The organism is Streptomyces sp. NPDC094147, assembly GCF_044764265.1.
Lineage (GTDB): Bacteria > Actinomycetota > Actinomycetes > Streptomycetales > Streptomycetaceae > Streptomyces.
Window position 1 is genome coordinate 51050 of record NZ_JBIWHT010000011.1, and the last position, 25263, is coordinate 76312.

20 protein-coding genes are annotated in these 25263 nt (G+C 70.7%); 10 read left to right on the forward strand and 10 right to left on the reverse strand.

The window, feature by feature from the left end; all coding sequences use genetic code 11:
• Positions 1–264 precede the first annotated feature (264 nt).
• Positions 265–1380, forward strand: a complete 1116-nt coding sequence (locus tag ACIQ8J_RS18500; RefSeq protein ID WP_403273274.1) for a hypothetical protein — start codon at positions 265–267, stop codon at positions 1378–1380.
• Between the two features lie 816 nt (positions 1381–2196).
• On the opposite strand, the gene ACIQ8J_RS18505 is transcribed toward ACIQ8J_RS18500, so the two are convergent.
• Positions 2197–2598 carry a hypothetical protein gene (locus ACIQ8J_RS18505; RefSeq protein ID WP_403273273.1) on the reverse strand — a complete coding sequence of 134 codons (402 nt, stop codon included), beginning with the start codon at positions 2596–2598 and terminating at the stop codon, positions 2197–2199.
• A gap of 167 nt (positions 2599–2765) precedes the next feature.
• Here ACIQ8J_RS18505 and ACIQ8J_RS18510 point away from each other — a divergent pair, with 167 nt between their 5' ends.
• Entirely contained in the window at positions 2766–3992 is a 1227-nt protein-coding gene (locus ACIQ8J_RS18510) for a serine hydrolase domain-containing protein (protein ID WP_403273271.1), read from the forward strand.
• Positions 3993–4214: 222 nt separating this feature from the next.
• On the opposite strand, the gene ACIQ8J_RS18515 is transcribed toward ACIQ8J_RS18510, so the two are convergent.
• The 4 genes from ACIQ8J_RS18515 to ACIQ8J_RS18530 form a co-directional block, all read right to left on the reverse strand.
• Positions 4215–5009: a nucleotidyltransferase domain-containing protein gene (locus tag ACIQ8J_RS18515; protein WP_403273270.1), complete on the reverse strand. Its 795-nt coding sequence runs from the start codon at positions 5007–5009 to the stop codon at positions 4215–4217.
• Positions 5010–5795: 786 nt separating this feature from the next.
• Positions 5796–6230, reverse strand: a complete 435-nt coding sequence (locus ACIQ8J_RS18520) for a hypothetical protein (RefSeq protein WP_403273268.1) — start codon at positions 6228–6230, stop codon at positions 5796–5798.
• Complete coding sequence (locus ACIQ8J_RS18525) at positions 6227–6397, reverse strand: hypothetical protein (RefSeq protein ID WP_403273267.1); 171 nt, start codon at positions 6395–6397, stop codon at positions 6227–6229. The genes ACIQ8J_RS18520 and ACIQ8J_RS18525 overlap by 4 nt, the downstream gene beginning before the upstream one ends.
• Before the next feature lie 376 nt (positions 6398–6773).
• Positions 6774–7151: a hypothetical protein gene (locus tag ACIQ8J_RS18530; protein ID WP_403273266.1), complete on the reverse strand. Its 378-nt coding sequence runs from the start codon at positions 7149–7151 to the stop codon at positions 6774–6776.
• A gap of 317 nt (positions 7152–7468) precedes the next feature.
• Between ACIQ8J_RS18530 and ACIQ8J_RS18535 the strand changes: the two genes are divergently transcribed.
• On the forward strand, positions 7469–9850 hold the full coding sequence (locus ACIQ8J_RS18535; protein WP_403273264.1) for an ATP-binding protein: 2382 nt from the start codon (positions 7469–7471) through the stop codon (positions 9848–9850).
• A gap of 48 nt (positions 9851–9898) precedes the next feature.
• Positions 9899–10084 (forward strand): hypothetical protein, encoded by a 186-nt coding sequence (locus ACIQ8J_RS18540; protein WP_403273263.1) that lies wholly within the window; start codon positions 9899–9901, stop codon positions 10082–10084.
• A gap of 362 nt (positions 10085–10446) precedes the next feature.
• Here the strand turns inward: ACIQ8J_RS18540 and ACIQ8J_RS18545 are convergent, their stop codons facing one another.
• The gene (locus tag ACIQ8J_RS18545; protein WP_403273262.1) at positions 10447–11064 is read right to left on the reverse strand and encodes a hypothetical protein; all 618 of its coding nucleotides are present in this window, start codon (positions 11062–11064) and stop codon (positions 10447–10449) included.
• A gap of 1433 nt (positions 11065–12497) precedes the next feature.
• On the opposite strand from ACIQ8J_RS18545, the gene ACIQ8J_RS18550 reads away from it, so the two are divergent.
• The 6 genes from ACIQ8J_RS18550 to ACIQ8J_RS18575 all read left to right on the forward strand — a co-directional run bounded on the left by ACIQ8J_RS18550 (position 12498) and on the right by ACIQ8J_RS18575 (position 20264).
• The gene (locus tag ACIQ8J_RS18550; protein ID WP_403273260.1) at positions 12498–13766 is read left to right on the forward strand and encodes a phenylacetate--CoA ligase family protein; all 1269 of its coding nucleotides are present in this window, start codon (positions 12498–12500) and stop codon (positions 13764–13766) included.
• Positions 13763–15094 (forward strand): MFS transporter, encoded by a 1332-nt coding sequence (locus tag ACIQ8J_RS18555; protein WP_403273259.1) that lies wholly within the window; start codon positions 13763–13765, stop codon positions 15092–15094. The genes ACIQ8J_RS18550 and ACIQ8J_RS18555 overlap by 4 nt, the downstream gene beginning before the upstream one ends.
• Complete coding sequence (locus ACIQ8J_RS18560; RefSeq protein WP_403273257.1) at positions 15091–16230, forward strand: GNAT family N-acetyltransferase; 1140 nt, start codon at positions 15091–15093, stop codon at positions 16228–16230. The genes ACIQ8J_RS18555 and ACIQ8J_RS18560 overlap by 4 nt, the downstream gene beginning before the upstream one ends.
• Positions 16227–17399: an acyl-protein synthase gene (locus ACIQ8J_RS18565; protein WP_403273256.1), complete on the forward strand. Its 1173-nt coding sequence runs from the start codon at positions 16227–16229 to the stop codon at positions 17397–17399. Before ACIQ8J_RS18560 ends, ACIQ8J_RS18565 begins: the two co-directional genes overlap by 4 nt.
• Positions 17396–19924, forward strand: coding sequence for an aldehyde dehydrogenase family protein (locus ACIQ8J_RS18570; RefSeq protein ID WP_403273255.1), 2529 nt, complete (start codon positions 17396–17398; stop codon positions 19922–19924). Before ACIQ8J_RS18565 ends, ACIQ8J_RS18570 begins: the two co-directional genes overlap by 4 nt.
• Positions 19925–20060: 136 nt before the next feature.
• Complete coding sequence (locus ACIQ8J_RS18575; protein ID WP_403273253.1) at positions 20061–20264, forward strand: hypothetical protein; 204 nt, start codon at positions 20061–20063, stop codon at positions 20262–20264.
• An 804-nt stretch (positions 20265–21068) separates the two neighbouring features.
• Here the strand turns inward: ACIQ8J_RS18575 and ACIQ8J_RS18580 are convergent.
• From ACIQ8J_RS18580 to ACIQ8J_RS18595, 4 genes are all read right to left on the reverse strand, one after another.
• Positions 21069–21737 carry a TetR/AcrR family transcriptional regulator gene (locus ACIQ8J_RS18580; RefSeq protein ID WP_403273251.1) on the reverse strand — a complete coding sequence of 223 codons (669 nt, stop codon included), beginning with the start codon at positions 21735–21737 and terminating at the stop codon, positions 21069–21071.
• Positions 21738–21763: 26 nt separating this feature from the next.
• Positions 21764–22198, reverse strand: a complete 435-nt coding sequence (locus tag ACIQ8J_RS18585; protein ID WP_403273249.1) for a PPOX class F420-dependent oxidoreductase — start codon at positions 22196–22198, stop codon at positions 21764–21766.
• Positions 22195–23778 (reverse strand): cytochrome bc complex cytochrome b subunit, encoded by a 1584-nt coding sequence (locus ACIQ8J_RS18590; protein WP_403273248.1) that lies wholly within the window; start codon positions 23776–23778, stop codon positions 22195–22197. Before ACIQ8J_RS18590 ends, ACIQ8J_RS18585 begins: the two co-directional genes overlap by 4 nt.
• Before the next feature lie 541 nt (positions 23779–24319).
• Entirely contained in the window at positions 24320–25258 is a 939-nt protein-coding gene (locus ACIQ8J_RS18595; RefSeq protein WP_403273246.1) for an SDR family NAD(P)-dependent oxidoreductase, read from the reverse strand.
• Between the last annotated feature and the right edge of the window lie 5 nt (positions 25259–25263).

The window sequence follows — 25263 nt, forward strand, 5'->3', positions numbered from 1 at the left end:
GCGCCCAAGGAGATCCCTGTCTGATCCGGCAGATGTGCTTCTGGATCGGAGGGAACCTGTGCGACAGCGATCTGGCGGCTGCCGCTCCGGGGGCGGTGACCGCGCGCCCGCTGTCCGGAAAGCGCCGCCCGTCTTGAGGCCGGGCCCACAACCGCTCGACGCCCGGATGGCATCCGCGCCCACCACGGGCTCCGGGAGGGAAGGTGAGCGCGAAGTTCCCCGCACGAGCCGGGAACGACCCGCATCGATCCCCACGGAGCACAGATGATCAGGAACCTTACGCGCGGCCTGCGTCCGGCCGCCGCCCTGCTGGCCACGGCAGCTGTGGGCGTGGCCCTGCTGGCCGCACCCGCGAACGCCGCGACCACACCCGGTTGGGAGACCCTGCCCCAGCCCAGAGACAAAAAGACCTCGTTACTCATCCCGTTCGACAGCCAGAGCGCCCTGGCCAGGACCACGGATGCGTTTTGCGGGATGGGCGGCTGCTGGTCCCAGCACGAGCTGTGGCAGAAGAACGGGACGGCATGGAACAAGCTGCCGGCCGCGCCGGCCAACGCCAGCCTCGACATCCTCACTGCCACCGCCCCCGACGACCTGTGGGCGATCGGGTTCAAGGGCGTACCTGGCGAAGAGTGGCGGGTCAACCACTTCGACGGCACCACCTGGTCGGCCAATCTCAACCCCGACACACAGAATCTGGAGATCGTCGCCGCCAAGGCCGTCAGCCGGACCAGCCTGTGGGGCGTCGGCGACACCCGGATCGGTGACGCCTCGGGCTTCTCCCACCCGACGGTGACCCACTGGGACGGTACGCACTGGAACACCACCACGTTCTCGGCGATGGAGGGTGGCCTCGGGGCTCTCGAGGTGAAGGCGGAGAACGACATCTGGGCCACCGGCGGCCGCTCCACCAGCAGCGGCGGCCGCGGGGCGCTCGTCCTGCACTTCGACGGCACGCAATGGACCGAGGTACCGGTGCCCGCGTCGGTGACGAGCGCGAGCGTTGGCCAGATCATCAGTACCGGGCCGAACGACGTCTGGGCGGCCGTGGCCGAGAGTGGTCCCGGAGCACACATCATCCACTGGGACGGCAAGAACTGGACCCACCGGAACACGCCGGGTGCGCCGGGCACCGACTCCGGGTACGTCCACGGCTTCGCCTACTACAACGGGCAGCTCTACGCGGGTCTCGACTTCTCCCAGCGGCAGCGCCTGGTCCGCTGGACCGGTTCCGGCTGGGAAGGCGTCACCGGTCTCAACAAGTCCATCTCAGAGGTCATCGGCCTCACCAGCACCGCGGACGGTTCGCTGTACCTCACCGGCTCCGGCGCCGCCTTCGACTACTACCTGCAACGCCTCGCACCGCCCGCCGCGAACTGACGCGCATCCAACTTCCCTCCGGTTCGTTGATTTTGTACAACCTTGTCCGACTGACAGAGATGGCAGATCATGAAGAATCGACGTGTCGGAAGCATCGTGGTCCTGATGGGAAGTGCCGCGCTGCTGACGTGTGGTATCGGAACAACGGCCTCGGCGGCTCCCGCATCCGAGGGCAGCACGCCATCGTCCGAGCGAGCCGCCTTCGGCCCTGATGGACCCTTTGGCGCCAATGGGCCCTTTAGCCCCAGCGGGCCCCTCACCGCTGGTGCCGCCGCCGGCGGTGCATTCGGTCCGCGAGGCACGCAGACTGCGGCCGTCTCGCCCACACACCACAACCGTTGACCGCTCCAGGACGCCGGGACAACGTCACGGAAGACCGATAGTCGACACACACTGCGGCGTCGGCACCAGCTGAGGTGTGGACCGGCCCCGAGCCGGTCCACACTGTCCCGTTCGCCATCGATCACCCGCCCCGATCCCGAACCCATTGCCGCTGCGGCCACCCTTCCGACCGCCGAAGTCGCCCGCTCTCGCCAGGGCACCACCCCCAAGTGCGTCAACAGCGGCCGAAACCAGCAGACTTCACCTCGCCGAGCGGAGATCACCAACAGCATCCGGAATCACGGCCGGAACTTTGAATCTCCCCACCTCGCGCACAGGTCTCCCCCAGACCTGCTCACCTCGGCTCCCCAACGACGGCGCGCTGACTTGCGGCCGGGCGCCACAGCGCAGGGGGCCGTTCGATAGTCGGCCCGGCCCGGACGTGGCGGGGTGGGGCGGGCGTCCTGCCGGAGCATCGGGTCTGCTGGGCGGCCGTCACTGATGCGGGATGTCGATGCCGGCTGCGCGTAGGTTTGCCTCGACCAGGGTGTTCAACCGGGCGATGGACGGCTCCTGGTCTTCGCGGTGGTGGTTGACCAGTGCGTACCGGGCGGAGGCGTCGGGCCGGTTCCGAGGTCCGGTCGGCATGGTCAGCAGCGTGCGGTTGGCCAGGAGTTTGTCGGCCAGCGCGGACGCCAGTTCCCCGATCCGCGGGTCGTCGGGATCCCAGGACGTCGCATCCAGGCCGCGCTTGGTCAGCTCGACGAACTCGGGATCGTCAAGCCCGTGTTCAAGCCTGGTCAGGAAGGTGTCGAAGACGTCCGGGACCAGGGCTCGGGCCAGTACCAGGGCCTCTCGTTGAGTGGCGACGTAGTCGGGGCTGAACGCCTCCTCCACGGTGGGGACTTGGATCGGCGCCGGTCAGCCCATGGCCGCGATAGAGGTTGACCTTGACCTTGGGGCAGGGTGCACGCTCATCGCATGGCCGCCTCGAAGGGGGCCCGGTCCCCTCCTCCCGGCGGAGGGTTCCAGGGATCGAATACCTATGGACAAGGACATTCATGATGAGTGAAAGCAACAGCGGCTTCTCCGAAGCAGGGCTCCGCAGACTGCGCGAGGTGCTGGCACGGCATGTCGAGTCCAAGAGGATTCCCGGGCTGGTCGCCCTGGTCAGCCGCGGCGGCCGGACGCACGTCGAAGCGATCGGGACGATGCGTCATGACGGTGGCGCGCCGATGCGCCGGGACACGATCTTCCGGATGGCGTCCACCTCCAAGCCGGTCACGATGGCGGCGGCGATGGTCCTGCTCGACGAGTGCAGGCTGCGGCTGGACGAGCCGGTGGACCCTTGGCTGCCCGAACTCGCCGACCGCCGGGTGCTGAAGCGGCCCGACGGCCCGCTGGAGGACACCGTGCCGGCCCAGCGCCCGATCACCGTACGGGACCTGATGACCTCCACGTTCGGGCTCGGAGTGGATTTCGATCTGCTGGACTCCCCGATCAGGGCCGCGACGTTCGAGCGGACCGACTACAGCGTGGCGTCCGGGCCGGCGCCCGAGCCGGACGAGTGGATGCGCCGCCTTGGCGAGCTGCCGCTGTCGTACCAGCCTGGAGAGCGGTGGCAGTACGACCTCAGCAACGAAGTACTCGGCGTGCTGGTCGCCAGGGTCACGGGCCGGCCGTTGGAGACGTTCCTGCGCGAACGCATCCTCGATCCGCTGGGGATGAAGGACACCGGTTTCCACGTGCCCGGCGGCAAGATCGACCGGCTGCCGCCCCTTTACGGCCCCGACCCGCAGACCGGAGAGTTCCTCGTGTGGGACGAGGCGGAAGGCGGAAGGACCAGCCGGCCTCCGGCGTTCCAAGGCGCCGGCGGCGGGCTGGTCTCCACCGCCGACGACTACCACGCCTACTTCCAGATGCTGCTGAACCACGGCATGCACGGCAGCGAACGGATCTTGTCCCGGCCCGCCGTCGAGCTGATGACCACCAACCGCCTCACACCCGAGCAACAATCGGCCCGGGACACCATGTACAGGAACATCGCCCACATCACGGTCGGCCAAGGGCAGCAGGGCGGCTGGGGCTTCGGGATGGCAGTGCGCACCCGTCGTGGCGACCACGCGCCCATCGGCCAGTTCGGCTGGGACGGCGGTACCGGCACCACGGCCTACGCCGACCCGGACAACCAGCTCACCGGAATCCTGCTCACCCAGGTCGGGATGTCCACCCCGGACTCGGCGCGGCTCATCCACGACTTCTGGACCACGCTCTACCAGGCCATCGACTGACACCGAGCTCGGTGTGTCCGGTCCACATGCGCAGACAGCGGTTCGGCCAAAGGTGGCGGCCCCGCCTCGCCACCTGCAAGGCGCTCACTTCCGCTCCCCACTCGGTTCAGGAATGGAGCGAGTGGAGGGAAGAGCAGCCCTGGCCAATAGTCGGCGCCCTGGCCCCACCTGGAGCCAGCCGCGCGTACCGCCCGCCGGACGGTGCGCGCCGGGGTAGCTCGGTCAGCTCTCCTGATCGATGACGTCGTGGAGGTACTGGAGCGCGAGCTTTTCGGCGTGGCGGCGGCGTTCGATCGCCGCGCCGGTGTCGTCGAGCCACCTCCGGTAGAGCTCGACGCTGGCGAGGAGAGCCCGGCCGGCATCGTACCGGTCGTAGCCGCAGAGGGTTGCCCGAAGGTCGCGCGCCTCATCCGGTGCGATGGATTCGAGGTGGCGGACGCCGCGGGGTGATGCACCCACCCGTCGAGCGGCCAGAGGACCCAGCACGGTCTCGCGCAGGTAGCTGAGGAAGCCGATGACCTCGAACAGCTCACCGCGGCCGAGTTTCGTCGCACCGTAGTGCACCCAGATCCAGAACCGGTCCTCGATCCACTGGAGGTCGAGCGACGGGGCCGTCAGCGGATGCTCCGCGAGCGAGCCGGCCAGGCTGCCGTCTCGGTCCCAGAGGATGTCCGGGTCTTCGGCGCGCTCGGAGAAGTCGGAGGCCCGCACGAATTTGAAGTCGACGTGGAGGAGGGGCGGGCCGACCAGCGTGATGATCAGGCGTGGTTCGCCGACGTGCTCCCCGGTGAACCCTGCCACAAGGGTGATCCAAGAGCCGATCAGCGCGAGTCGCTCCTGCATGACCGAGTCGAACGCCCCGTCATCGATGACCACGATCAGATCGACATCGGAGTAGATGTCGGGGTGTCCCCCCGCGATCGACCCCGAGACGGCAACACCGGCCACTCTCGAATCCTGCTGAATCCGAGGAAGCGCCTCGTCGAGGAACTCGCTGTGCGGAGAAGGGGCGTCCATGACATTCCTTCCGGTACGGACAAATTCTTCGAACGTACCATGCCGTCCGGCCGGATTCGCGAGGAGAGAGCGGCACGGAAACGCAGCTGAACCACCTCACCGGCCGAGAACGACCGCCGCGTAGCTGCGGAGATGTTCACCTGATCCGGAGCTGATGGGTCAGGCCGCCTGCACCAGGTAGTACCCGCGGGCGGCCGCGGCCCGGCAGGTCGGAGAACGGTAGACCTGGCGCTCCTGCGGTTGGCGACGGCGAACCCGGTCTGGCAGACCGGGCAGAGCCACGCCAGGCTTGCGGGCAGGGCGAGTTGAGGGTGGTGGTGGGTTCAGGAGACACGTGCCTTCGCTCCCGCCCCCAAGGCGTCGGCTGTGGTCTGGTGGTGGCGCAAGCGATGGGACGGGGCCGTCGATGCCGCCGCCCGGTGCAGGCCGTCGGGCACCGCGGCCGCGACGGTGGCGTCCCCGAACGGCCTTGGCCCAGTCATCCCGACCGACATCGGTCGTCAGAATCGTGCTCGACTCCGGATACCTCTGGTTGATCACCCGGAACTGGGCCGAGGCCCCGTCCTCGTGCAGGCAGGCGAACCGCAGCCGGGCCGCCGGGCCTGGGTGGCGTCGGCCCCGATCTCCAGCAGCCTCTCCAATGCGGCGGTCAGCGACATCCGCTCGGCGCGGGTCTGATCACATACCCGGCTCAACACCTCGGCGGGATCGTTGAGTTGAGGTAGGACAGATGGCCCCGCAGCTGCTGGAAGCGGCGTGCTTCGCTCATCTGCATCGGCGATGTACTCACTCCTTGCTCTTCTCCCTCGGTGAGGGAACACTCCGCAGCAGGTCGGCCACGGCGGCATAGTGGGACAGGTCGATCACGACCCGTTCGGCCGGATCACCGGCGGCCTGCTGCTGTCCGCGCGGGCACTTGGCCTCCGCCAAGGCGGCCTCCGAGGGCGGGCGACGGACCTTGTTCCTGCACCGGGCCCGGTCGGAGAAGGCGGCCAGCACCTCGCGCTCCAGCGCGATCACATGCCCGGCCTCGCGGACCGTCTGACCGTCTGACCGGCTCCGCGAGACGCCCGACGACGGTGGGCGATCACCGCCCGGCCGACGGTGGCGATGGTGATGGTCCTCACCGAGCCGGTGCAGGGCCCGCACCTGGGCGCCGGTCAGGCCCGGCGGCACCGAGTTCAGATTCCCCTTGAAGGACACCAGACACTGCGGGCTCACGGTCCCCTCCACCGCCAGCTCGGCGGGGAACGGACGGTTGGGGGGATCTCCAACAGCGGTTCGCTGTCGGTGAGTTCACCGACCGTGCCTTTGATCCCGTCCAGGACCCGACGCCGCTCGTCCATCCGGACGGACAGCTTGTCGATGCCGGACTGGGCCTGGATCACGCTCAGCCGCGTCGGGGACGGTGCGCCACCAGTGTTGCGCGGTCGAGTGGTTGGCCTTCTCCACCACGCCCTTGTGGTTGCCGCGGCGCGGCGGGCAGATGTCCACCCCGGCCCCGTAGCGCTTCGCGACCATCGAGAACGCCGCGGTGACCTGCCCGCCGGTCGGACAGCAGACGGTGGCCATCCGGTCGAGGCGGACCTCAAATTCGCCGCCGACCAGTTCCCCGCCCAGGCCGCCGAGAGATCGGTGTACAGCTCACAAGAGCCGACGCTTCATGGGGACCGAGCCAGGTGCCGGTGACCAGTCCTGACGCGAAGGAGCCCCGCCGCTCACCGTGCCGGAGCGGCGGGGCCCTCCCCGGTCCTCACTTATTGGCTAGGGGTGCAGCTCGACCCAGTCGACGACCGTGTTGCCCGGTACCTGGGTGTAGTCGTCGCACGGGTCGGCCTGGCGCTGGAGCTTGGAGCGGTGCGGCTCTCCGGGGTTGGGCGCCCAGGCGTAGACCGCCCAGCCGGAGTAGACGCAGACCTTGCTGACTCCTGTGATGGGGCCGATGGCGTAGCTGCCTGCGTCGTTGTAGCAGTACCTGATGTCGGGGGTGATGACGGCAAAGGCGCAGTTCGACGCGGCTGCGGCCGTCTTGGTGACACGGACCCCGTCGTCAGCAGAGGCCGAGGTGGACGTCATCCCCAGGAAGCCGAGGCTCGCGGCGAGGACGGATGCGGTGGCGACGATTCTTCGCGGTGTGTTCACCGTGCTCCTTCAGATACGGGCCGTCGGCGGCGTCCCCTCCGACGGCGGATCGGAATGTGAGGAAGACACATCGGCCGCGTGGCGACCTCGCGGCGCTTCAACAGACCTTCCCCCGTGGCGGGTTGACCTCAGTGCGGCACTCCGCCCGCCCCCTGGAATGCGGGGCACGCATGATCCTGCCGTCCGTCCCGCGCCGCCGACAGGACGTCCAGCGGACGTTTAGCGGACGTTCTCCGGGGTTGGCCACGATGTCGCACCGGAAGTGAAGCCGTGTGGCCCGGGGCCGCGCGGTCCGAGCCGCGGGGCGAGGAGAGGACATGCCGGAACGGTTCGACACAGTGCTGCGCGCCTACAGGCGGCGGGCCGGACTGACCCAGGAGGAGCTGGCGGAGCGGGCGGGGCTGTCGGCCCGGACCATCCGCGCGCTGGAGTCCGGGCAGGGACGGGTGCCCCGCACGGCCTCGGTGCGGGAGGTCGCAAAGGCGCTCGGGCTGGGGGCGGACGACCAGCGGCGCCTGCTCGCCACGGCCGCGGCGGACGAGCCGGAGGGGGCGGCGGAGCCCGGGGCCCTTGGCCGCCGACGGTATCTGCCTTATGACATACCGGACTTCACCGGCCGCACAGCCGAGGTGGCCCGGCTTGCGGAGTTGGTCAGCGGCGGCGCCGCGAGCGCGGTGGTGGTCTCGGCGATCGACGGCATGGCGGGCGTCGGCAAGACCACGCTGGCGGTGCACACCGCCCATCTCATGGCCGGAAGGTTCCCGGACGGCCAGTTCTACTGCGACCTCCACGGCTTCACCCCGGGGTACGACCCGGTGGGCCCTGCGTCGGCGCTGGAGGCGCTGTTGCGCATGGCCGGTGTCGACGGCGCACGTATCCCGCACACCTTGGAGGAGCGGTCGGCCCTGTGGCGTACCACGCTGTCGGCCTGGCGGGCGCTGGTGGTACTGGACAACGCCGCCGACGCGGCGCAGGTACGTCCGCTGCTGCCCGGCTCCGCCGCGTGCGCGGTGCTGGTGACCTCTCGGCGGCGGCTCCTGGCGCTGGAGGGTGCCGTTCCGCTCTCGCTCGATGTGCTGCCCGAGGCGGAGGCGTGCGCGCTGGTGGCCCGGATCGCGGGACGCGACCGGGTCGCCGACGCGCCCGAGGCCATCGCCGAGATCGCCGAGCTGTGCGGCTACCTGCCGCTGGCCATCCGGATGGCGGCGGCCCGGCTCGCCCACCGGCCCGCGTGGACAGCGGAAGACCTCACCGCCGAGCTCCGCGCGGGCCGCCGCCGGTCCGGCCCCGTCGGCAACGAGCAGGCGGTCAGCGCGGCCTTCGCCCTCTCCTATGCACGCCTGAGCCCCGGCCATCAGCGGCTGTTCCGGCTGCTCGGCCTGCACCCCGGCGCCGATCTCGACGCGTACGCGGCCGCGGCCCTGGCGGGCACGGACGTGGCAACGGCACGGCAGTGGCTGGAGGAACTCGTCGACGTACACCTGCTGGAGCAGTACGAACCCCACCGCTATCAACTGCACGATCTGCTCCGCCGACACACCCAGGAGGTCCTGCACGAGACCGAGCCCCCCGCACAGCGGGAAGAGGCGGAGCTCCGGCTCTTCGACCACTATCTGCACACGGCGCTGCACGCCCGCCCCCTGGTGGCGCCGGGACAGCGGCTGCTCCCCTTCGAGGTCGCCTGCCCGCCCGCCGACACCCCGGACGTGAGCGACCGGGCCTCGGCCCTGGCCTGGTACGAGGCCGAGCACGCCAACCTCGTCGCGGTGATCACGCACGCCGCCGCGCGGGGCAGGAACGAGCACGTCTGGCAGTACACCCATGTCCTCCAGCACTTCTTCGACATCCGGGGGCGCACCCTGGACTGGGTCAACACCCATGAACTCGCCCTGGCCACCACAAGGGACCTCGACAACCGCCTGGCCCACGCCGAGATCCTGACCAGCCTCGCCGTCGCCTGCTGGCACGCCGGGCGCTACGAGGACGCATTCAACCGGGGGCTGGAGGCGCTGGCTCTGTGCCGGGAGATTGGCGACGCGTGGGGCGAGGCCGTCATCCTCACCAACTTCGGTATTGCCCAAGGGCAGTTGGGGCAGAGCGAGGAGGCCATCGACCTTCACCAGCAGGCCCTGGCCCTCTACGCCGGCATCGACGCCCCCTGGGGCGAGGCCCTGAGCCTGACCAGCCTGGGCGCGGTCTACGCCCGGCTCGGGCGGGCCGCGGAGGCCCTCGACCACCACCGGCGGGCGCTTGACCGCTACCAGGGAATCGGCGACCCGTGGGGCGAGGCCCTCACCCTCACGAACATGGGCACCGGTTACCGGCAGCTGGGACAGTTCGGTGAGGCCGTCGGTCACCACGCACAGGCGCTCTCCCTCAGCCGACGGATGGGCGACCGGCGCGCCGAGAGCGAGGTCCTCAACGACCTCGGTGCCACCTATCACGCGGCCGGCCGACGCGACGCCGCCCGCCGTCGACACCGGCTGGCGCTGGAGATCGCCCGCGCCATCGACAGCAGCCCGCAGATCGCCCGCGCCCACCAGGGCATCGCCTACGCCCTGGTCCCGGACGACCCCGACGCCGCCCGCGACCACGCCGAGCAGGCACTCGCGATCCACGGCGCGTTGAGCGCCCCCGAAACCGCCGAGCTCACCGCGTTCCTCGACACCCTCAACCAGGGCCCGGCCCCGGGTCACTGACAGTCGGCTCGCGCCTACACCAGTGCCTGCCCGTCCCCGGCGGGCCCGGTGTTCGTTGCGGAGACCGGCTCGAACGGCCCGCAGGCCCGCCCCCTCAAGTACGGGTTCGCCGGTACGGACAGCCTCGGCCGCCGGTACGCGCAGCCCCGGTTCCCCCATGTCGGCCCGGCGATGCGCGCGGCCGGGCCGGTCGTCACCCGACTGCTCGGCGCTGCGGTGGAGCGTGCCCTGTGAACGAGCCGGCTACCGACGTGGAGACAGTGCTGACGGAGGTCCTCGGAGGGCACGAGCGGGGCATCCTGTCCCGTGCCGTGGTTGTCGCCGAGGTCCTGGACCGCGCCCCCATGACGACCTCCGTGCACGCGATGCCGGCTGCGGCGACCGGTCGGCCTTGCGGAGTCGGGGGGCTTCCGCTGGTTGACGGCAAACCGGCGCCGTTTCCGTACCGCGTCCTCCACCCTTAGCGGAAGTGAGCTTCGGCACTACGATCGCCTGCACCAACTAGCAACTCTCACCCCGCAGGTCGGCCCACGCCCCCAACCTGCACGAGGTCTTGAAAGTGCGCCAGCACTGGCGATACCGACGCTGACACCCTGCTATTCGCTCAGTCCCACGACGCCCCACCCCCGTCGCGCGGCTTCGGCCAGGACCCTGCCCCACTCCTCCAACAGGCCGACGAAATCGTCGAATTGGCCGACCCAGCCGTCGTCAACGGCGGCATGCTCATCGAAGGCCCCACGCAACCCGCCCAGCCGGGACCGTACCCCCTCCCAGGTCGCGGACAGTTCCCGAACACTGTCCGGCGACCTCGCCACAAGCACGCCGTAGAAGACTTCGGGGTCATCGCAGAAGAAGCCCGGATCCGTGTGCTCCGCCTCACCGTCCAGTCCCTGCCAGACCAGCCCGAGCAACACGGTGTCCAACCCGGCCCGCACCAACGGGTCGGCGTGGTCACGGACGCACTCCCATCGGTGTCCGGCCCAGAAGTGCGCCTTGAACGAGCCGAGAGTGTGCAGGAACTCGTAGACGGCGAAGTGGTCGCCGTCGGGCCCTTGCGGCCACTCCCAGTCGCCTCTGACCCCTGGTCTGTCGTAGTCCCACAGCCCCGTTTCGTCGGAGTACCAGGCATCCCTCAACCGTGCCAGACGCTCCCGCTCCGGCACCTCCCCCAGCCACGACCAGTCAACGATCGTCACAGTGATGTCCAGTCCCATGAAGGATGAGACTACTGAGCAAGTCTGCAGCGTGCCGGCCTTCCCGCCTGCCGCGACGGAGATACTGGCACCGAGGACTCATCCGGCGCGGTGGTCTGTGTTGAGCCCGATGCCGTAACGGCTTCGGCCTCCGTGTCGGTGGTCCGTGGTCCGTGGCCCCTGGGACGGCGATGTGATCCTGGCATCCTCCAAGCCGCTGTCAACAGCCTCGCCTCCGGCAACCTGACGCGCCGGTTGTCCGGTATCCCGGGACAGTCGGTCTCCCCATGCAGACTGCACTGATCAAGATCCTGTAGTCGGCGGGGATCATCGCGACACTGGAGAACGACGCATGGACCCGGAACACATCCTGGAGTTCGGGACGATGTCCGATCTACCGCCCGCGCTGAGACCCACGTTCGTTCCACCGGGAATCCAGCTTCAGTCGTCGACGCGGCCGTCGCATCCGATGCGTCGCATCGTCCAGTGCTCGGGCAACCACCCCGCGCCATTTCTCCAGCGGCTCCCCGGCCTCGTGGACGTCGAGCTCCAACTGACGGCCGGTGTTGTCATCCGCGAGGTCGCTGAGCACGCCGGTCCCCCCAGGGGATCGGATCCAGCCAGCGGACCGGCAGCCCGGTGCAGGCGAGAGTGGTCGGCAGTCACCAGCTTGTCGTCCGGGACGTAGACCAAGCCCTCGATAGGGTACGCACCCTCCGCCTCCGGCAGCCCCGGTGCCCGCACCTGGCCCTCGGTGAGCCAGAGGACGGTCTCGCCGGTGGGCACCGCCCGATCCCGTCGACTGCGCGCTGGGCAGGGTGAATGTCACCGAACGCCGCGAAGTCCTGCGCCAGTTCGCCCACGGTCTCGACGCGACCGGGCACCGGGTGGGCGCCCCACGGGCTGGTGGTCGCCCATGCGGCCTGCTCCTCCTGGGTGACGCGGCGCGGCCTCGCCCAGGGCGTCGGCCGGCTTGGTGGCCCGCGGCTGGAAGGGGCCGGCGTCCGGGGGACGTTGGAGGCTGGTTCACGCCATGGCGGCGCGGATGTGGGGAAGTGTCGCGGTGCGTTGATATCGGCCTCATTCACGCCCGGCGCCGTTCTCCTCCCGTAAGAACGTCGCCGTGAGTTGCCCCATGGCCGCGGCCCTTCATTTACGTGTTCCAAAGTCGCTGGAACGGCTCTCCGAGCAGCCTCGACGTCATCTCCCCGGTGCCCTGCTTCCGGCCACGCGGGCCGGAAGTGCGCTCTGCGGCCCGACTGCACTTGCCATCGATTTGGTGGTGCGTTCCGCGTGTTCCATGATGTGAGTGGGGATCAGGCATGGCTCACACCTGCGAACTGCAGGGCACACGTGCATTGTTGACCAGTCAACAGATGAGGTCGGGGGACCGTCACGCCGTGGATGCCACCTGTTTCCTTTCCCTTCAACTTTCATCTCCAGGTAAAGGCAGCATGCCCGTCCAGCGGTTTTCAGACCTCGTGCGTTTCGCCCGAGACTGCTCCCCTTTCTACGCCGACCTCTACGCAGACCTGCCGCCCGAGGTGAACAGCCTCACCGATCTGCCCGTGGTGGATCAGAACGCGTTCTGGGCCGCCAATACCCTGCACGACAACCGCGTCCTGACCGCCCCCCTGGGCGAAGCCGTCGTGTTCAAGACGGGCGGCACCACCGGTACGCCGCGCTTCTCCTGCTACACCCGGGAGGAGTGGCGCGAGTTCGTCACGGCGTTCGGCGCCGGCCTCGTCGACGCGGGTCTGCGGCCCGGCCATCGGGTGGCCGACCTGTTCTACGCCGGTGAGCTCTACGCGAGCTTCCTGTTCGTCCTGGACTCGCTCGCACACGCTCCCGTGGCCAACGTACGCCTGCCCATCGGCGGCGGAGCCCCCCTGGAGTCGACGATCTCGGCCCTCCAGGACTTCGGCGCCCACGTCGTCGCCGGTACGCCGACCACCCTGTGCCGGCTCGCCGAGCACCTGACGTCGGCGGGCCGCCAACTCCCGCAGGTCGAACTCCTGTTCTTCGGTGGCGAGGCGCTCTTCTCCGACCAGCGTCGCCTCCTCGCGGGCGCCTTCCCCAACGCCGTACCCCGTTCGCTCGGCTACGCCAGCGTGGACGGCGGCCTGCTCGGCAGGCCCGTCGCCGGCCCGGACACGCGCACGCACCGGCCGTTCACCCCGCACACCGTCGTGGAGATCCTCGACGAGACGACCGGCGAACCGATCCGCGAGGCCGGCCGTCCCGGGCGGGTCGTCGTCACGCAGCTCTTCCGCAGCCTCATGCCCGTCATCCGCTACCCCGCCGGCGACCGCGCCGAGTGGACCGACACCGAAGGCGGGGCGTTCCGCATCCTGGGCCGCGCCGAGGAAGGCGTACGCGTCGGGCCCGTCTCGCTGTACTGGGACGATGCCACGAGCGCTGTCGCCGAAGCCGACGCCGACGGCCTCGTCACGGGCACCCAACTCGTCGTACGCCGCTGGGCGGGTCGCGACGGCCTGATCCTGCGCCTGGCCACCGCCCCCGGGCACGACCCGGGCACGTTGGACGTCCTGGCCAAGGCGGTCGTCACCGGGCTGAACACCGCTCGGCCGCTCTACCCCGACAGCGTCGCCACGGGATTCGTCCACCCCCTCGCAGTCGAGTGGACCCGTCACCGCGACCTCGTCGTCAACTCCCGCTCCGGCAAACTCGTCCGCGTCCTCGACGAGAGGCCGACCGCATGAGTACCCCGAACGCGGCCCCCGGCCGCCGGCTCCCGCTCGTCCTGCGCAACCGCGCCTTCGGGACGGTATGGCTGGGCCAGGTGCTCACCCAGGCCGGGACGCGCATGTTCCAGGTGGGCACCTCCTGGTGGCTCATCGGCTACGCGGCCTCCGGCGACGGTGGCCTCGCGGCCGGGTTGCTCATGGCCGTCAGCACCCTGCCCGCCGTGGCCCTGGCCCCGCTCGTCGCCCGCGCCATCGCCCGCCGCTCCCGCCGCTCGCTGCTGCGCGCCGCGGCCGCCGGCGCGGGAACGGCCTCCGCGGCACTCGCGCTCTGGGCCGCGGCGAGCGACCTGCCGGTCGTCGCGGTCTACGCGGCGGCCCTGGCCCTGGCGACCTGTCAGGCCTTCTTCGACCCGTGCCTGACCACCTCCGTGCCCGAACTCGTGGACGACGAGGACATCGAGGCGGCCACCGGCTTCGAACTGTCCACCCAGTCGCTCGCGAGCCTGGGCGGAGCCCTGCTCGGCGCCCTCGTCGTGGACATGGCCGGCGTGGCCGGCCTCGCGGCGGGCTGCGCCGTCGCCTACGGCACGGCCGCGGTGCTCATCACGACCGTCCGCTTCCGCACCCCGCCCGACGACACCGCGCCCTCCGCCGCCCCGGCCGAGCCCGCCCCGCGGCGGACGCTGCGTCAGATCCTGGGCGCGCTGCCGTACGTCCGCGCCATCCTGCTCTGCTTCACCGCGGCCAACCTCTTCACCACCGCCGTCTTCGTCGTCATGCCGCTGTACACTGCCACGGTCCTGCACGGCGAGGGCGGCACCGTGTCCCTCCTGGAGGCGTCCCTCGGCCTGGGCACGCTCATCGGCTCCTTCACCGGCGCCCGGGTGCCCGGCCGTCCCTCGGTGGTCGGCTCCGCCTGCCTGGGCGCGATGGCCGTCGCCCTCGCCGTCCCCGGTCTGATCGCCGCCCGGCCCGTCATCGCCGGCGCCCTCCTGGTGACCGGCTGGTGCGTCGGAGTGATCGGCGTCCGCTTCGTGGCCCTGTTCCAGCGCCTGGTCCCGGCCTCCGACAAGCCCGCCTTCTTCGCCGTCATGCAGGCCGTACTCGGAGCGACCTTCCCGGTCGCCTCGCTGCTGTTCGGCCTGCTGGGCGACCACCTCTCCGCCCGGACGCTGTGCCTGATCCAGGCGGCCGGCCTGGTGCCTGCCGCCCTCGCCCTGCTCCTGCTCCCCGGGCATTCCCGAACGGCGGACGGGCCCGCCGCCGGGCCCGACGACGAAACCGCCGCGCACCCGGCGCCGGCTTCCGTCCCGCCCGCGCCCGCTGCCGGAGGCACCCGATGACCGCAGTGATCGAGCAGGCCGCGCCGGCGGACATCGCCGACCTCCGCCAGCTGTACTACGCCGTCTACGGACCCCACTACCCCACGGCGCTGGGCACCGACCCCGCCGAGATGTCCCGGCTCATCCGCGACCCGCACACCCTCTGGCTCGTCGCCCGCTGCCCCCGTACCGGCGCCCTCGCCGGTTCGGCCGCGATCCACGGCGAGGCCGGCACCCGCATAGGCCGCCTCGAAGGACTCGCCGTCCACCCGGACCAGCGCGGATCGGGGCTCGCCGGGCGGCTGACCGAGGCGCTGTGCTCCGCCACCCTCGACGCCGGGACCCTCGACTCGGTGTACGCCACCGTCCGGACGGTCAGCGCCGGACCCCAGCGGGTCGTGGCCCGCCACGGCTTCCGCCCGTTGGGCATCCTGCCCAACGCGGTCGACCTCGGCAGTCGGGAAAGCCTCGCGCTCTACGCGCGCCACTCGCCCGGGGTGTTGGACCGCCGGGTGCCCGTCGCCGACGTGCCCGCCCTCCTGGCGCCGCTCCTGCGCACCGCCGGGGCGAGCCTCGGCATCAGCTACGCGGACGCCCGGCCCGCGGCTCCGCTGCCGCTGCCCGCCGGGCCCGGGGCCGCGCCACTGGAAGTGATCGAGGCGCCGGCCTTCGTGCGCCGCCGCTTTCACGCGCACTTCCCCGACGGCGGCCGCTGGTTCTACCCGCTGCACACCCCGAACATCCTCCTGACCCCCGCCGACGGAGGCGGCTTCGAGGTGTACGCCTACCTCAACCGCACCGGGGGCTACTGCGCCCTGGTCGCCGCCCACCCCGACCCCGCGGCCGCCGCGGGGTGGCTGGAGCCGGTCACCCGTACCCTCACCCGCGCGGGCGCCGGCTACGTCGAGGCGCTCGTCCCCCTCGAACACCACGCCGCGCTGTCCGCCTTCGCCGCCCAGGGCTTCATCGCCGGGGCCGTGTACCCGGCCATGCGCCGGGACGGGGACGGCTTCCACGACTACGTGGTGATGTCCCGCACCACCGAGCACATCGACTTCCGCGGCGTGGTCGTCGAACCGCCGCTGCAACCCTTCCTCGATTCCTATGTGTCGGCCTGGGCGTCGGCGCATCTGCCCTCACGTGAGGTCGCTCCATGACTCCCTCGAACCCCCATCTCGCCCCCGTCGACGTCCCCGACGCCGCCGCCCTCGCCCGACTGCAACAGCTCTGCGACCTCAGCGATCCCTACACCTGCGGCCCCGCGGAGGAGGAACTGTTCACCGGGGCCATGGCGGAGATCAACGCCTGGCACCGGGACCGGTCCCCGTTCTTCCGCGACCTCCAGGACACCGACCTCCGGGAAGCCGGCCTCCCCGACCTGCCGTACGAAGCGCCCCTGGTGCACGCGAACTTCTTCAAGCGCCACGAGGTCCTCTCCATCCCCCGGGACGACGTCCATCTGCACCTGACCTCCTCCGGCACCACCGGACAGAAGTCGCAGATGTTCTTCGACGAGTGGACGATCCGCTCCGCCCAGCGCATGGTCGCCCGCATCTTCGACCACAACGGCTGGATCACCCCCGACCAGCCGGTCAACTACCTGCTCTACAGCTACGAGCCCGCCCGCGACCTCAACCTGGGCACCTCGTTCACCGACAACTACCTGTGCGACTTCGCCCCGGCCCGGCAGGTCGAGTACGCCCTGCGCGACACCGGCAACGGGCACGAATTCGACCCCTTCGGCTGCGTGGCCGCGCTGCGCCGCTTCGCCGAGGACGACGTCCCGGTCCGTATCCTCGGCTTCCCCGCGTTCCTCTGGTTCACCCTGGAGCGGATGCGCGCCATGGGCCTGCCGCCACTGTGCCTGCCCGAGGGCTCCCTGATCATCCTCGGCGGCGGCTGGAAGGGCCACGCCGACCGCCGCATCGGCAAGCACGAGTTGTACGCCCGCGTCACCGAGCAACTGGGGGTGCCGTCCGAGCGGATACGCGACACCTTCGGCTCCGTCGAGCACTGCGTCCCCTACATCGAGTGCACGCACCACAACCTCCACGCACCCGTCTGGTCCCGCGTCTTCATCCGTTCCACCCGCACCCTCGAACCCCTCCCGTACGGCGAACGCGGCTACCTCCACCTGGTGTCCCCGTACATCACCTCCGTACCGGCGCAGAGCGTCGTCATGGGCGACCTCGCCTCGCTCCACCCGGGCGAGGAGTGCGACTGCGAGCTGACCACCCCGTGGTTCACCATCCACGGTCGCGCCGGAGTCAGCCGCAACCGCAGCTGTGCCGTGGCCGCCGCCGAACTGATGAAGGGAATGTCATGACCGACACCATCAACCACCACTACTGGCAGGGCACCTTCATCGGCGACGCCGAGGCCGCCGACCGGCTGGCCGCACTGCCCGCCGCCGTCGAGGCCGCGCTCGCCGAGCCCCTCGACACCGAGACCGTCCTTGCGGCCTGCGACGCCCTCGCGCAAGCCCTGCGCGACCCGGGCCACCCCGTCCGGGACCGGCTCGCCCCCCACCTGCCCGCGGACGGCGCCGAGGAGCTGTACGCCGAACTCGCCGCCTTCCTCGACCGAGGCGCCCTCACCCGCAAACTCCGCCGCGAACTGGGCGGCACCGCCCCGCAGCGGCTGAACCGCCCCGACGCCAAGGAAACGGTCTACGAGGCCTGGGCGCCCGTCGGCCTGGTCGCCCACATAGCCCCCGGCAATGCCGCCACCGTTGCCCCGCTCAGCCTGATCGAGGGACTCCTCGCCGGCAACGTGAACGTCCTCAAGACCAGCAGCGCCGACACCCTCCTCGCCGCACACCTCCTCGCCGAACTCGCCGCGCAGGACCCGACCGGTGCCCTCGCCGAGCGCGTCATCGTGCTGCGCTTCCCCTCCTCCCGCCAGGACTGGCTGCGCCTGATGTGCGCCCCCGCCGACGCCGTCGCGGTCTGGGGCGGCGAGTCCGCCGTGGCGGGCGTCGCCACCCATGTCCCGGCCGGCTGCCGCCTCGTGGAGTGGGGACACAAGATCTCCTTCGCCTACCTCACACAGGACGCCTGGTCCGACGAGGCGACCCTGAACGCCCTGGCCGAGGACGTCTGCCTCTTCGAGCAGCAGGCCTGCTCCAGCCCCCAGGTCGTCTACCTCGACACCGAGGACACCGGCGAACTCCACGCGTTCTGCGACCGGCTCGCCGCGGCTCTCGCCGCCCGGCCGGCGCCCGCCGCGCAAGAGCTCGACCCGGCCGAGTACGCGGAACTGACCACGACCGAGCACCTCGCCCGCCTGGAGGAACACCTCGGCTTCACCCGTGTCCTCGCCGCCCCCGACGGCACATGGCGCGTCATGGCCGACATCCGCCCGGCCCTCACCGCCTCCCCGCTGCACCGCACCGTCTGGGTCAAGCCGCTGCCGCGCAAACACCTCATGGCGACGCTGCGCCCCATGCGCCGCTACCTCCAGACGGCGGGCCTCGCGGGCAGCCGCACCGACATCGCCGAACTCTCCACCCTGGTCCTGGCCGCCGGAGCCACCCGGGTCACGCCCGTCGGCGCCATGACCGCCGGCTACTCCGGGGAACCGCACGACGGCGTCTACGCGCTCCAGCGCTACAGCCGCCGCGTCGCCGTCCAGGCCGACGAACGCTTCGCCACCACCGCCTGCCTCGACGACCTCGCCCGCCCGGTCGCCTTCCCCCGCCCCGCCGGGCCACTGCTGGACAAGGCCGCCGTCCAGGGCCTCAACCGCGGCGTCGAGCGGGGCGACGCCGAGCTGTACTTCCGCAGCGGAGGCAGCACCGGCGCGCCCGCCCTGTCGCTCTTCACGTACGAGGACTACGACACGCAGATGCGGGCCGCCGCCCGCGGCCTGCTCGCCGCCGGCTACGACCCGGCGCGTGACCGCACCGCCAACCTCTTCTACTGCGGCGGCATGTACGGCGGGTTCATCAGCTTCTTCTCCATCCTGGAGCGCCTGGGCGGCGTCCAGATGCCGATGGCAGCGGGCCCCGACCACCGGGCCACCGCGGAGATGATCGTCGCGTACGAGGTGGACACGCTCTTCGGGATGCCCTCCTACCTCTGGCAGCTCCTGCACGAGGAAGCCGACCTCCTGCGCTCCTACGGCGGCATCCGCAAGATCTACTACGGCGGCGAGCACTTCACCGACGAACAACGCCGCATCCTCATCGAGACGTTCGGCATCGAGGTCGTCCACTCCATCACCTACGGCAGCACCGACCTCGGACCCCTCGGCTACCAGTGCACGCGCAGCACCGGCGGCGTCCACCACCTCCACGCAGACCTCCACACCCTGGAGATCGTCGACGTCGACGCGGATCGCCCGGTGGCACCGGGTGAGACCGGCCGGCTCGTCTTCACCACCCGTGCCCGCCGCGGCCAACACCTCGACCGGTATGTCATCGGCGACCTCGGACGGGCCCTGCCCGGACGCTGCCCCTGCGGCAGCCACGCCCCGCGCTTCGAACTGCTCGGCCGGCTCGGCGAGGTGATGCGCGTGGCGACGTACTTCCTGAACTACCGCCGCTTCGCCGCCATCGCGCAGGAGCACCTGCGCTACAGCGGCGAGATGCAGGCCGTCCTGACCAGCGGGCCCGTCCGCGAGGGCCTCACCCTCCGGATGGAACGGTCCCACGCCCCCGACCCGGACACGGCGCGCGACGCCTTCCTCGCCGCCTACCCGGAGGTGCGCTCGGCGGTCGCGGAGAAGCTGCTCGACTTCACCATCGAGACGGTCGACGGAGCCGCGCTGTTCCGCACACCGACGAGCGGCAAACTGCCGGCGGTCGTGGACCGCAGGAGCGCACAGCGGCCCCCGGACCGGAGCGCCTGACCCGCCGCTCTCGCCCACGCCGCCCCCGGGCCGGCGTGGGCGAGAGCGTCTTCGGCGTGCGGCGCGCTCACCGCACTGGGTGCCCAGTACGGTGTGGCGGTCGGCGTTGACACGGCCGCCCGCCACACACCTCCCGATGCAGGAGCACGGCGACCGGTCTGTTGGGGACGGCCTGTTCGGGGTGTCGGCGTGGCTGCACCGGCTGCCGGAACACATCAACGTGCCCTACAACACCCCCAGCAGTACCGGTGGGTGGCCATCCGGTGGCTTGGGCGGCACCCTGCCCGTCATCGAGTCCGGCGTGATCTTCGAGGGCGAGGGGCCGAGTCGACGATCGTGAAGCTCGGCGTGTAGATCTCCAACACCAAGAGCCGCCACGACACTTGAGCGGTGAGCAGCTCGCGGAGCTCGCCGAGTTGGGAGTTGAGTGGGCATGAATGACGACGCGGGGACCGGGCTGGACCGGAGTGGCTCCGTCGTCCATTCCCAGGGCGGCCGCCGCTACCACCGCACCGCCGACTGCCGCGCTTCCAGTCCGGGCGAGGCCTCGATGGCCCGCCCCGACGACGGCCGAGTGTCAGGCCGGCTGCGCGCATGGCGTGTGCGTCACAAGTCCGAGACGACGCAGTGGTCCTCCGGGGGCGTCAGCACCAGTTGTTGGTGTGGGCCGTCAGCTCGTCGTCCTCCGCCGCCCAGCCGACGGTCCAGGCGAAGTGGTCGCCCTCCTTGCCGTTGGTGTCCAGCACCAGGTCCCAAGTACGGCCGTCGGAGTTGGTCCGGCACGGCGATTTGATCCCATCGACCGTGTCTACATGCGCCGACGGACCGGAGGCGGCGTAGGGAGAGACATGGGTCCAGGTGCCGTCGGCCTTCGTATGGGCGTAGGCGTCCTCGATGTTCCTCGGCGGGCGACTCGCCCTCCTGGTACCGCGCGCCGCTGTGTCAGGCGGGACCGGCCTCGGCCCAGATGGGGCGGCAGAGCAGGACGACGTCCAGGACCTCCGCCGCCCAGAGCCTGGAGATACCCCGAGGGATGTCGCCCCGGGGCCGCGCGACTCTGGAAAGATCAGCGGCAAGCTGGCCGGCGTCCTCGGCGATGCAACCGCCGCCTCCAACGGCTCTGCGGGCAGTGTGGATATCCGGCTCAGCACTCCGGCGGCTCACCGCCCAGTTCCCGCCGCACCCCCTGGGCCTCGTCGAAGGTGAGGGGCGGGCCCGGGAGCGGATGCTGGGCGGCGGCCCGGAAGCCGTCGAGGAGCAGCGCCAGTTGGCGGCGCCAGGACCCGGAGTGCACGGCCTCGACGGCGGGCAGGGAGGCCCCGAGGGCGCCGAGCGCGAACAACAGGTCCTCGGTGATGACATCGGTGCGCAGCACCCCGGCCCTGGCGGCCCGCCCCATCAGTACGTCGAGCGTGGCCCGGTTGTGGACGTGCACCGCGTCCAGGGTCGGGGCGCCCTCGACGCCAGTGGTGATCAGGTCGGCGACGCCCCGGTCCCGGGCGAGCAGGGCGCACACGCCCTCGACGTACGAGGTGAGCGCGGACCACGCGTCGTCCTGCCGCCGCGCCCGCTCGCCCGCCGCCATCACGGCCGTCAGGTCCTCGTGGAAGACGGCCTCGACCAGGTCGCCCCGGGTGGGGAAGCGCCGGTAGAGGGTGGCGTTGCCGACGCCCGCGCGCCTGGCGATCTCGTCGAGCGGGACGTTGATGCCCTGCTCGGCGAAGAGCTCCCGGGCCGCGGCCACCAGCAGTTCGCGGTTGCGCTGGGCGTCACGGCGCAGTGCGGGGGGCTTCTTGGCGGGGGTCGGGGTCATGGGCCCCGACCCTAACGCAGCCGGGTTCAGTTGGGGCTGTAGGCCCAGGAGGGCTGCCACGGGGTCCCGAAGAACCCCCCGTCAGTGCCCCCGGCGACCAGGCGCACCCCGACCGTTCCGGCCAGCCCGTGCCTCATGCGGCTGCGGGCCAGCAGGACCACGGCCGAGAGCCCGTACTTGTCGACGAGCGCGGTCCGGTAGCGCACGCTGCCCTCGGCGCCGAGGAAGCCGGCCCGCGCCCGTATTGGTGCCTCCCCCGGGCCACTGGCGACCAGCACCCCGGGGCGGGCCCGCAGCCGCGCGGCCAGCGCCGAGCCGGTCGGCACGACGAGGCCGAGCGCATGCCCGTCGGGGACGACCCAGGAGGCCTCGGTGACGGCGCTCCCGTCGGACCGGAAGCTGGTCAGCAACACCCGCTTCGCGTCGGCCAGTCGGCCCTTCCGGGCCCGCAGCCCGATCAATGCCGGCCCCCTTGCTGCCCGTGCCCGGCGGCGAGGCTGTCATGCTCCTCGGCCGTCGCCTTGGGGATCTGCCCGTACTCGCCGAAGTACGCCCGCGAGAGGCGGGCCCGTACCGATGTACCCCCGTCCGACACCGGTACGGGCTGTTCATGGGCGGTGAGTGTGTGCAGCCTGTCCTGCGGCAACGGCTCGTGGATCTCGACGTACTCCCCATGCGGCAGCTTCTTGATGATGCCGGTCTCCCGGCCGTGCAGCACCAGGTCCCGGTCGCGCCGCTGCAGGCCGAGACACCACCGCCGGGTGACCTCGAAGACGAGGACCGGCACGACGAAGAAGCCGATCCGCACGCTCCAGGTCATGGCGTTGAGCGAGAGGTGGAGGTGGGTGGCGAAGAGGTCGTTGCCGCCGCCGGCCAGCGTGACCAGGTAGAGGCTGATCCAGGCGGCGCCAAGTCCCGTACGCACCGGAGCGTTCCGGGGCCGGTCGAGCAGATGGTGTTCGCCCGCGTCCCGGGTGATCCACCCCTCCACGAACGGGTAGACCGCGATCAGCCCAAGGATGCCGGGAAAGAGCACGAACGGGATGAAGACGCCGAGTTGGAGGGTGTGCCCCCAGGCGTTGATCTCCCAGCCGGGCATGACCCGGATCAGGCCCTCGGCGAAGCCCATGTACCAGTCGGGCTGGGCGTTGGTGGACACCTGGTCCGGCCGGAACGGCCCGAAGGCCCAGATCGGATTGATGGTGGCGACGGCGGCGACGGCCGCGACGACACCGAAGACCAGGAAGAAGAAGCCTCCGGCCTTCGCCGCGTACACCGGCAGCAGCGGCATGCCGACCACGTTCTTCTCGGTGCGGCCGGGCCCGGCGAACTGGGTGTGCTTGTGGTGGAAGACCAGGATCAGATGGGCCACCAGCAGGCCCAGCATGACACCCGGGATGAGCAGCACATGCAGGCTGTAGAAGCGCGGAATGACCTCCGTGCCCGGGAACTCCCCGCCGAAGAAGAACATTTGGAGGTACGTTCCGACGACCGGTACGGACAGCATGACGCCCTCCATGAACCGGACGCCGGTGCCGGACAGCAAATCGTCCGGCAGCGAGTACCCGAAGTACCCGTCCAGCATCCCAAGGAACAGCAGCAGGAAGCCGAACAGCCAGTTGATCTCGCGGGGCTTGCGGAAGGCGCCGGTGAAGAACACCCGCATCATGTGCACGAGCATCGCCGCGATGAAGACGAGCGCGGCCCAGTGGTGGATCTGCCGGATGAGCAGCCCGCCGCGCACGTCGAAGCTGATGTGCATGGTGGAGTTGAAGGCTTCGGAGACCTTCATGCCCTTGAGGGGCACGTACGACCCGTCGTAGACGACCTCCACCATGCTCGGCTTGAAGAACAGCGTCAGCCACACGCCGGTCAGGATGATGATGACGAAGCTGTACAGGCAGATCTCGCCCAGCATGAACGACCAGTGGTCCGGAAAGACCTTCCGCATGTTCGCCCTGGCGAGCCGGTAGATCCCGAGGCGGCCGTCCGCCCAGTCGGCGACCCTCTCGCCGCGCCCCGCTGTCCTGGCGTCTGGCACCACAATCCCCTTGCTCCCGGGCGCGTTCCGCCGGGAACGCGCATGCCGAACAGCGCGAGAGGTTCACTCCCCGCCGACACCTCCATACTAACTGGGGAACTCTCCCCACTTAACTGTGATCCCACTCATCCCTCAGCAACACCCGTTACGAGTAGGGCACTGGCCGGATACCCCGGTGCTCCACGGCGCCGCCCCGACCGGACCCGCCACCTCGCCCGGCGTTTGGCGGCTGGTCATGTTCTCGTCCGGGTCAACTGCCGCGAATATGGCTTCCGTTGCATGCGGGGAGGTGGCGGGACGTTGGTGTGCATCCAGCAGCCAGGGAGGAGAACAGCAGTAGCCGTATGGCGCGTTGGAGGTCGGCGGGGGCCGATCGCGCTGGTGGTGGGCGGCGGCACCGTCACCCGTACCCGGGGTGAGCGGTTCCTGTGCTGCCAGTTGACCGGCTCGGCGGCAGGGGAAGTGCCAGTCGCCGACCAGCAGGGTCCGCCAGGCCGGTCCGGCCGCCGACCGCGCTGCTGTTCCGGCGCAAGCCGATGGTTCATCCGGTGTGGGTGAGCAACCCCTCCGACAGTGTCCACAGGCGCCGGGCGTTGTCCGGGTCCACGGCGTAGCGGGCCACGCCGTGCAGGGTGCCGGTGCGGTGGTCGACGGTCTCGGTCTCGGTCTCGTTGCAGTCGGCGAAGTAGCGTCCGCCGACGCCTTCCAGCAGGGGTGAGGTGGCGAGGAGTACGGAGGTGGCGGCGCCCTGTTCGACCGTCTTGATGAGCTCGGCCGGGACGCCGCCGCTGCCGCGCCCGCCCTCGGTGTGGCGCTGGAGGTTGGTGTAAATGGCCCCGGGCATCAGGGCGTTGGCGGTGATGTTGTCGTCGGCCCAGCGGCGGGTGGCCTCCACCGCGAACAGGACACCCGCGGTCTTGGACTGGCCATAGGCGAGCCAGGGATCGTATCGGCGGAAGGCGAAGTTGACGTCGTCCCACACGATGGGGGACAGCTGGTGTCCGCTGGAGCTGACGGCGACGATGCGGGCGGCGCCGTCGGCGGCGAGCGCGTCGTGCAGGCCGGTGGCGAGCGCGAAGTGGCCCAGGTGGTTGGTGGCGAACTGCCACTCCCAGCCCTGGTCGGTGTACCGCTCGGGGCAGGCCATGACGCCCGCGTTGTTGACCAGCACGTGCAGCGGGCCCCGCCAGGCCGTGGTGAACGCGGCGATCGACGCCGGGTCGGCGAGGTCCAAGTGTGCGACGTGCACGTCCTGATTGCCGGTCGCTGCGGCGATGTCCTTGGCTACGCGCTCGCCGGCCGCCACGTCGCGGACGGCCAGGGTGACGGCCGCCCCCGTACCGGCCAGGGCGCGGGCCGTTTCCGCGCCGAGACCGGAGGACGCGCCGGTGACGAGCACGCGGCGGCCGGTGAGGTCGATGCCCTGCGCGACCTCTTCGGCCGTGCTGGAGAATCCGTAGGGCGTGGCGATGCGGGACATGAGTG

What these genes read in the sequence shown, in the direction of transcription:
- ACIQ8J_RS18500 (WP_403273274.1), top strand. Translation starts at nt 265, where the DNA reads ATGATCAGGAACCTTACGCGCGGCCTGCGTCCGGCCGCCGCCCTGCTG.
- ACIQ8J_RS18510 (WP_403273271.1), top strand. Translation starts at nt 2,766, where the DNA reads ATGAGTGAAAGCAACAGCGGCTTCTCCGAAGCAGGGCTCCGCAGACTG.
- ACIQ8J_RS18515 (WP_403273270.1), bottom strand. Translation starts at nt 5,009, where the DNA reads ATGGACGCCCCTTCTCCGCACAGCGAGTTCCTCGACGAGGCGCTTCCT.
- ACIQ8J_RS18535 (WP_403273264.1), top strand. Translation starts at nt 7,469, where the DNA reads ATGCCGGAACGGTTCGACACAGTGCTGCGCGCCTACAGGCGGCGGGCC.
- ACIQ8J_RS18545 (WP_403273262.1), bottom strand. Translation starts at nt 11,064, where the DNA reads ATGGGACTGGACATCACTGTGACGATCGTTGACTGGTCGTGGCTGGGG.
- ACIQ8J_RS18550 (WP_403273260.1), top strand. Translation starts at nt 12,498, where the DNA reads ATGCCCGTCCAGCGGTTTTCAGACCTCGTGCGTTTCGCCCGAGACTGC.
- ACIQ8J_RS18555 (WP_403273259.1), top strand. Translation starts at nt 13,763, where the DNA reads ATGAGTACCCCGAACGCGGCCCCCGGCCGCCGGCTCCCGCTCGTCCTG.
- ACIQ8J_RS18560 (WP_403273257.1), top strand. Translation starts at nt 15,091, where the DNA reads ATGACCGCAGTGATCGAGCAGGCCGCGCCGGCGGACATCGCCGACCTC.
- ACIQ8J_RS18565 (WP_403273256.1), top strand. Translation starts at nt 16,227, where the DNA reads ATGACTCCCTCGAACCCCCATCTCGCCCCCGTCGACGTCCCCGACGCC.
- ACIQ8J_RS18570 (WP_403273255.1), top strand. Translation starts at nt 17,396, where the DNA reads ATGACCGACACCATCAACCACCACTACTGGCAGGGCACCTTCATCGGC.
- ACIQ8J_RS18575 (WP_403273253.1), top strand. Translation starts at nt 20,061, where the DNA reads ATGCAGGAGCACGGCGACCGGTCTGTTGGGGACGGCCTGTTCGGGGTG.
- ACIQ8J_RS18580 (WP_403273251.1), bottom strand. Translation starts at nt 21,737, where the DNA reads ATGACCCCGACCCCCGCCAAGAAGCCCCCCGCACTGCGCCGTGACGCC.
- ACIQ8J_RS18595 (WP_403273246.1), bottom strand. Translation starts at nt 25,258, where the DNA reads ATGTCCCGCATCGCCACGCCCTACGGATTCTCCAGCACGGCCGAAGAG.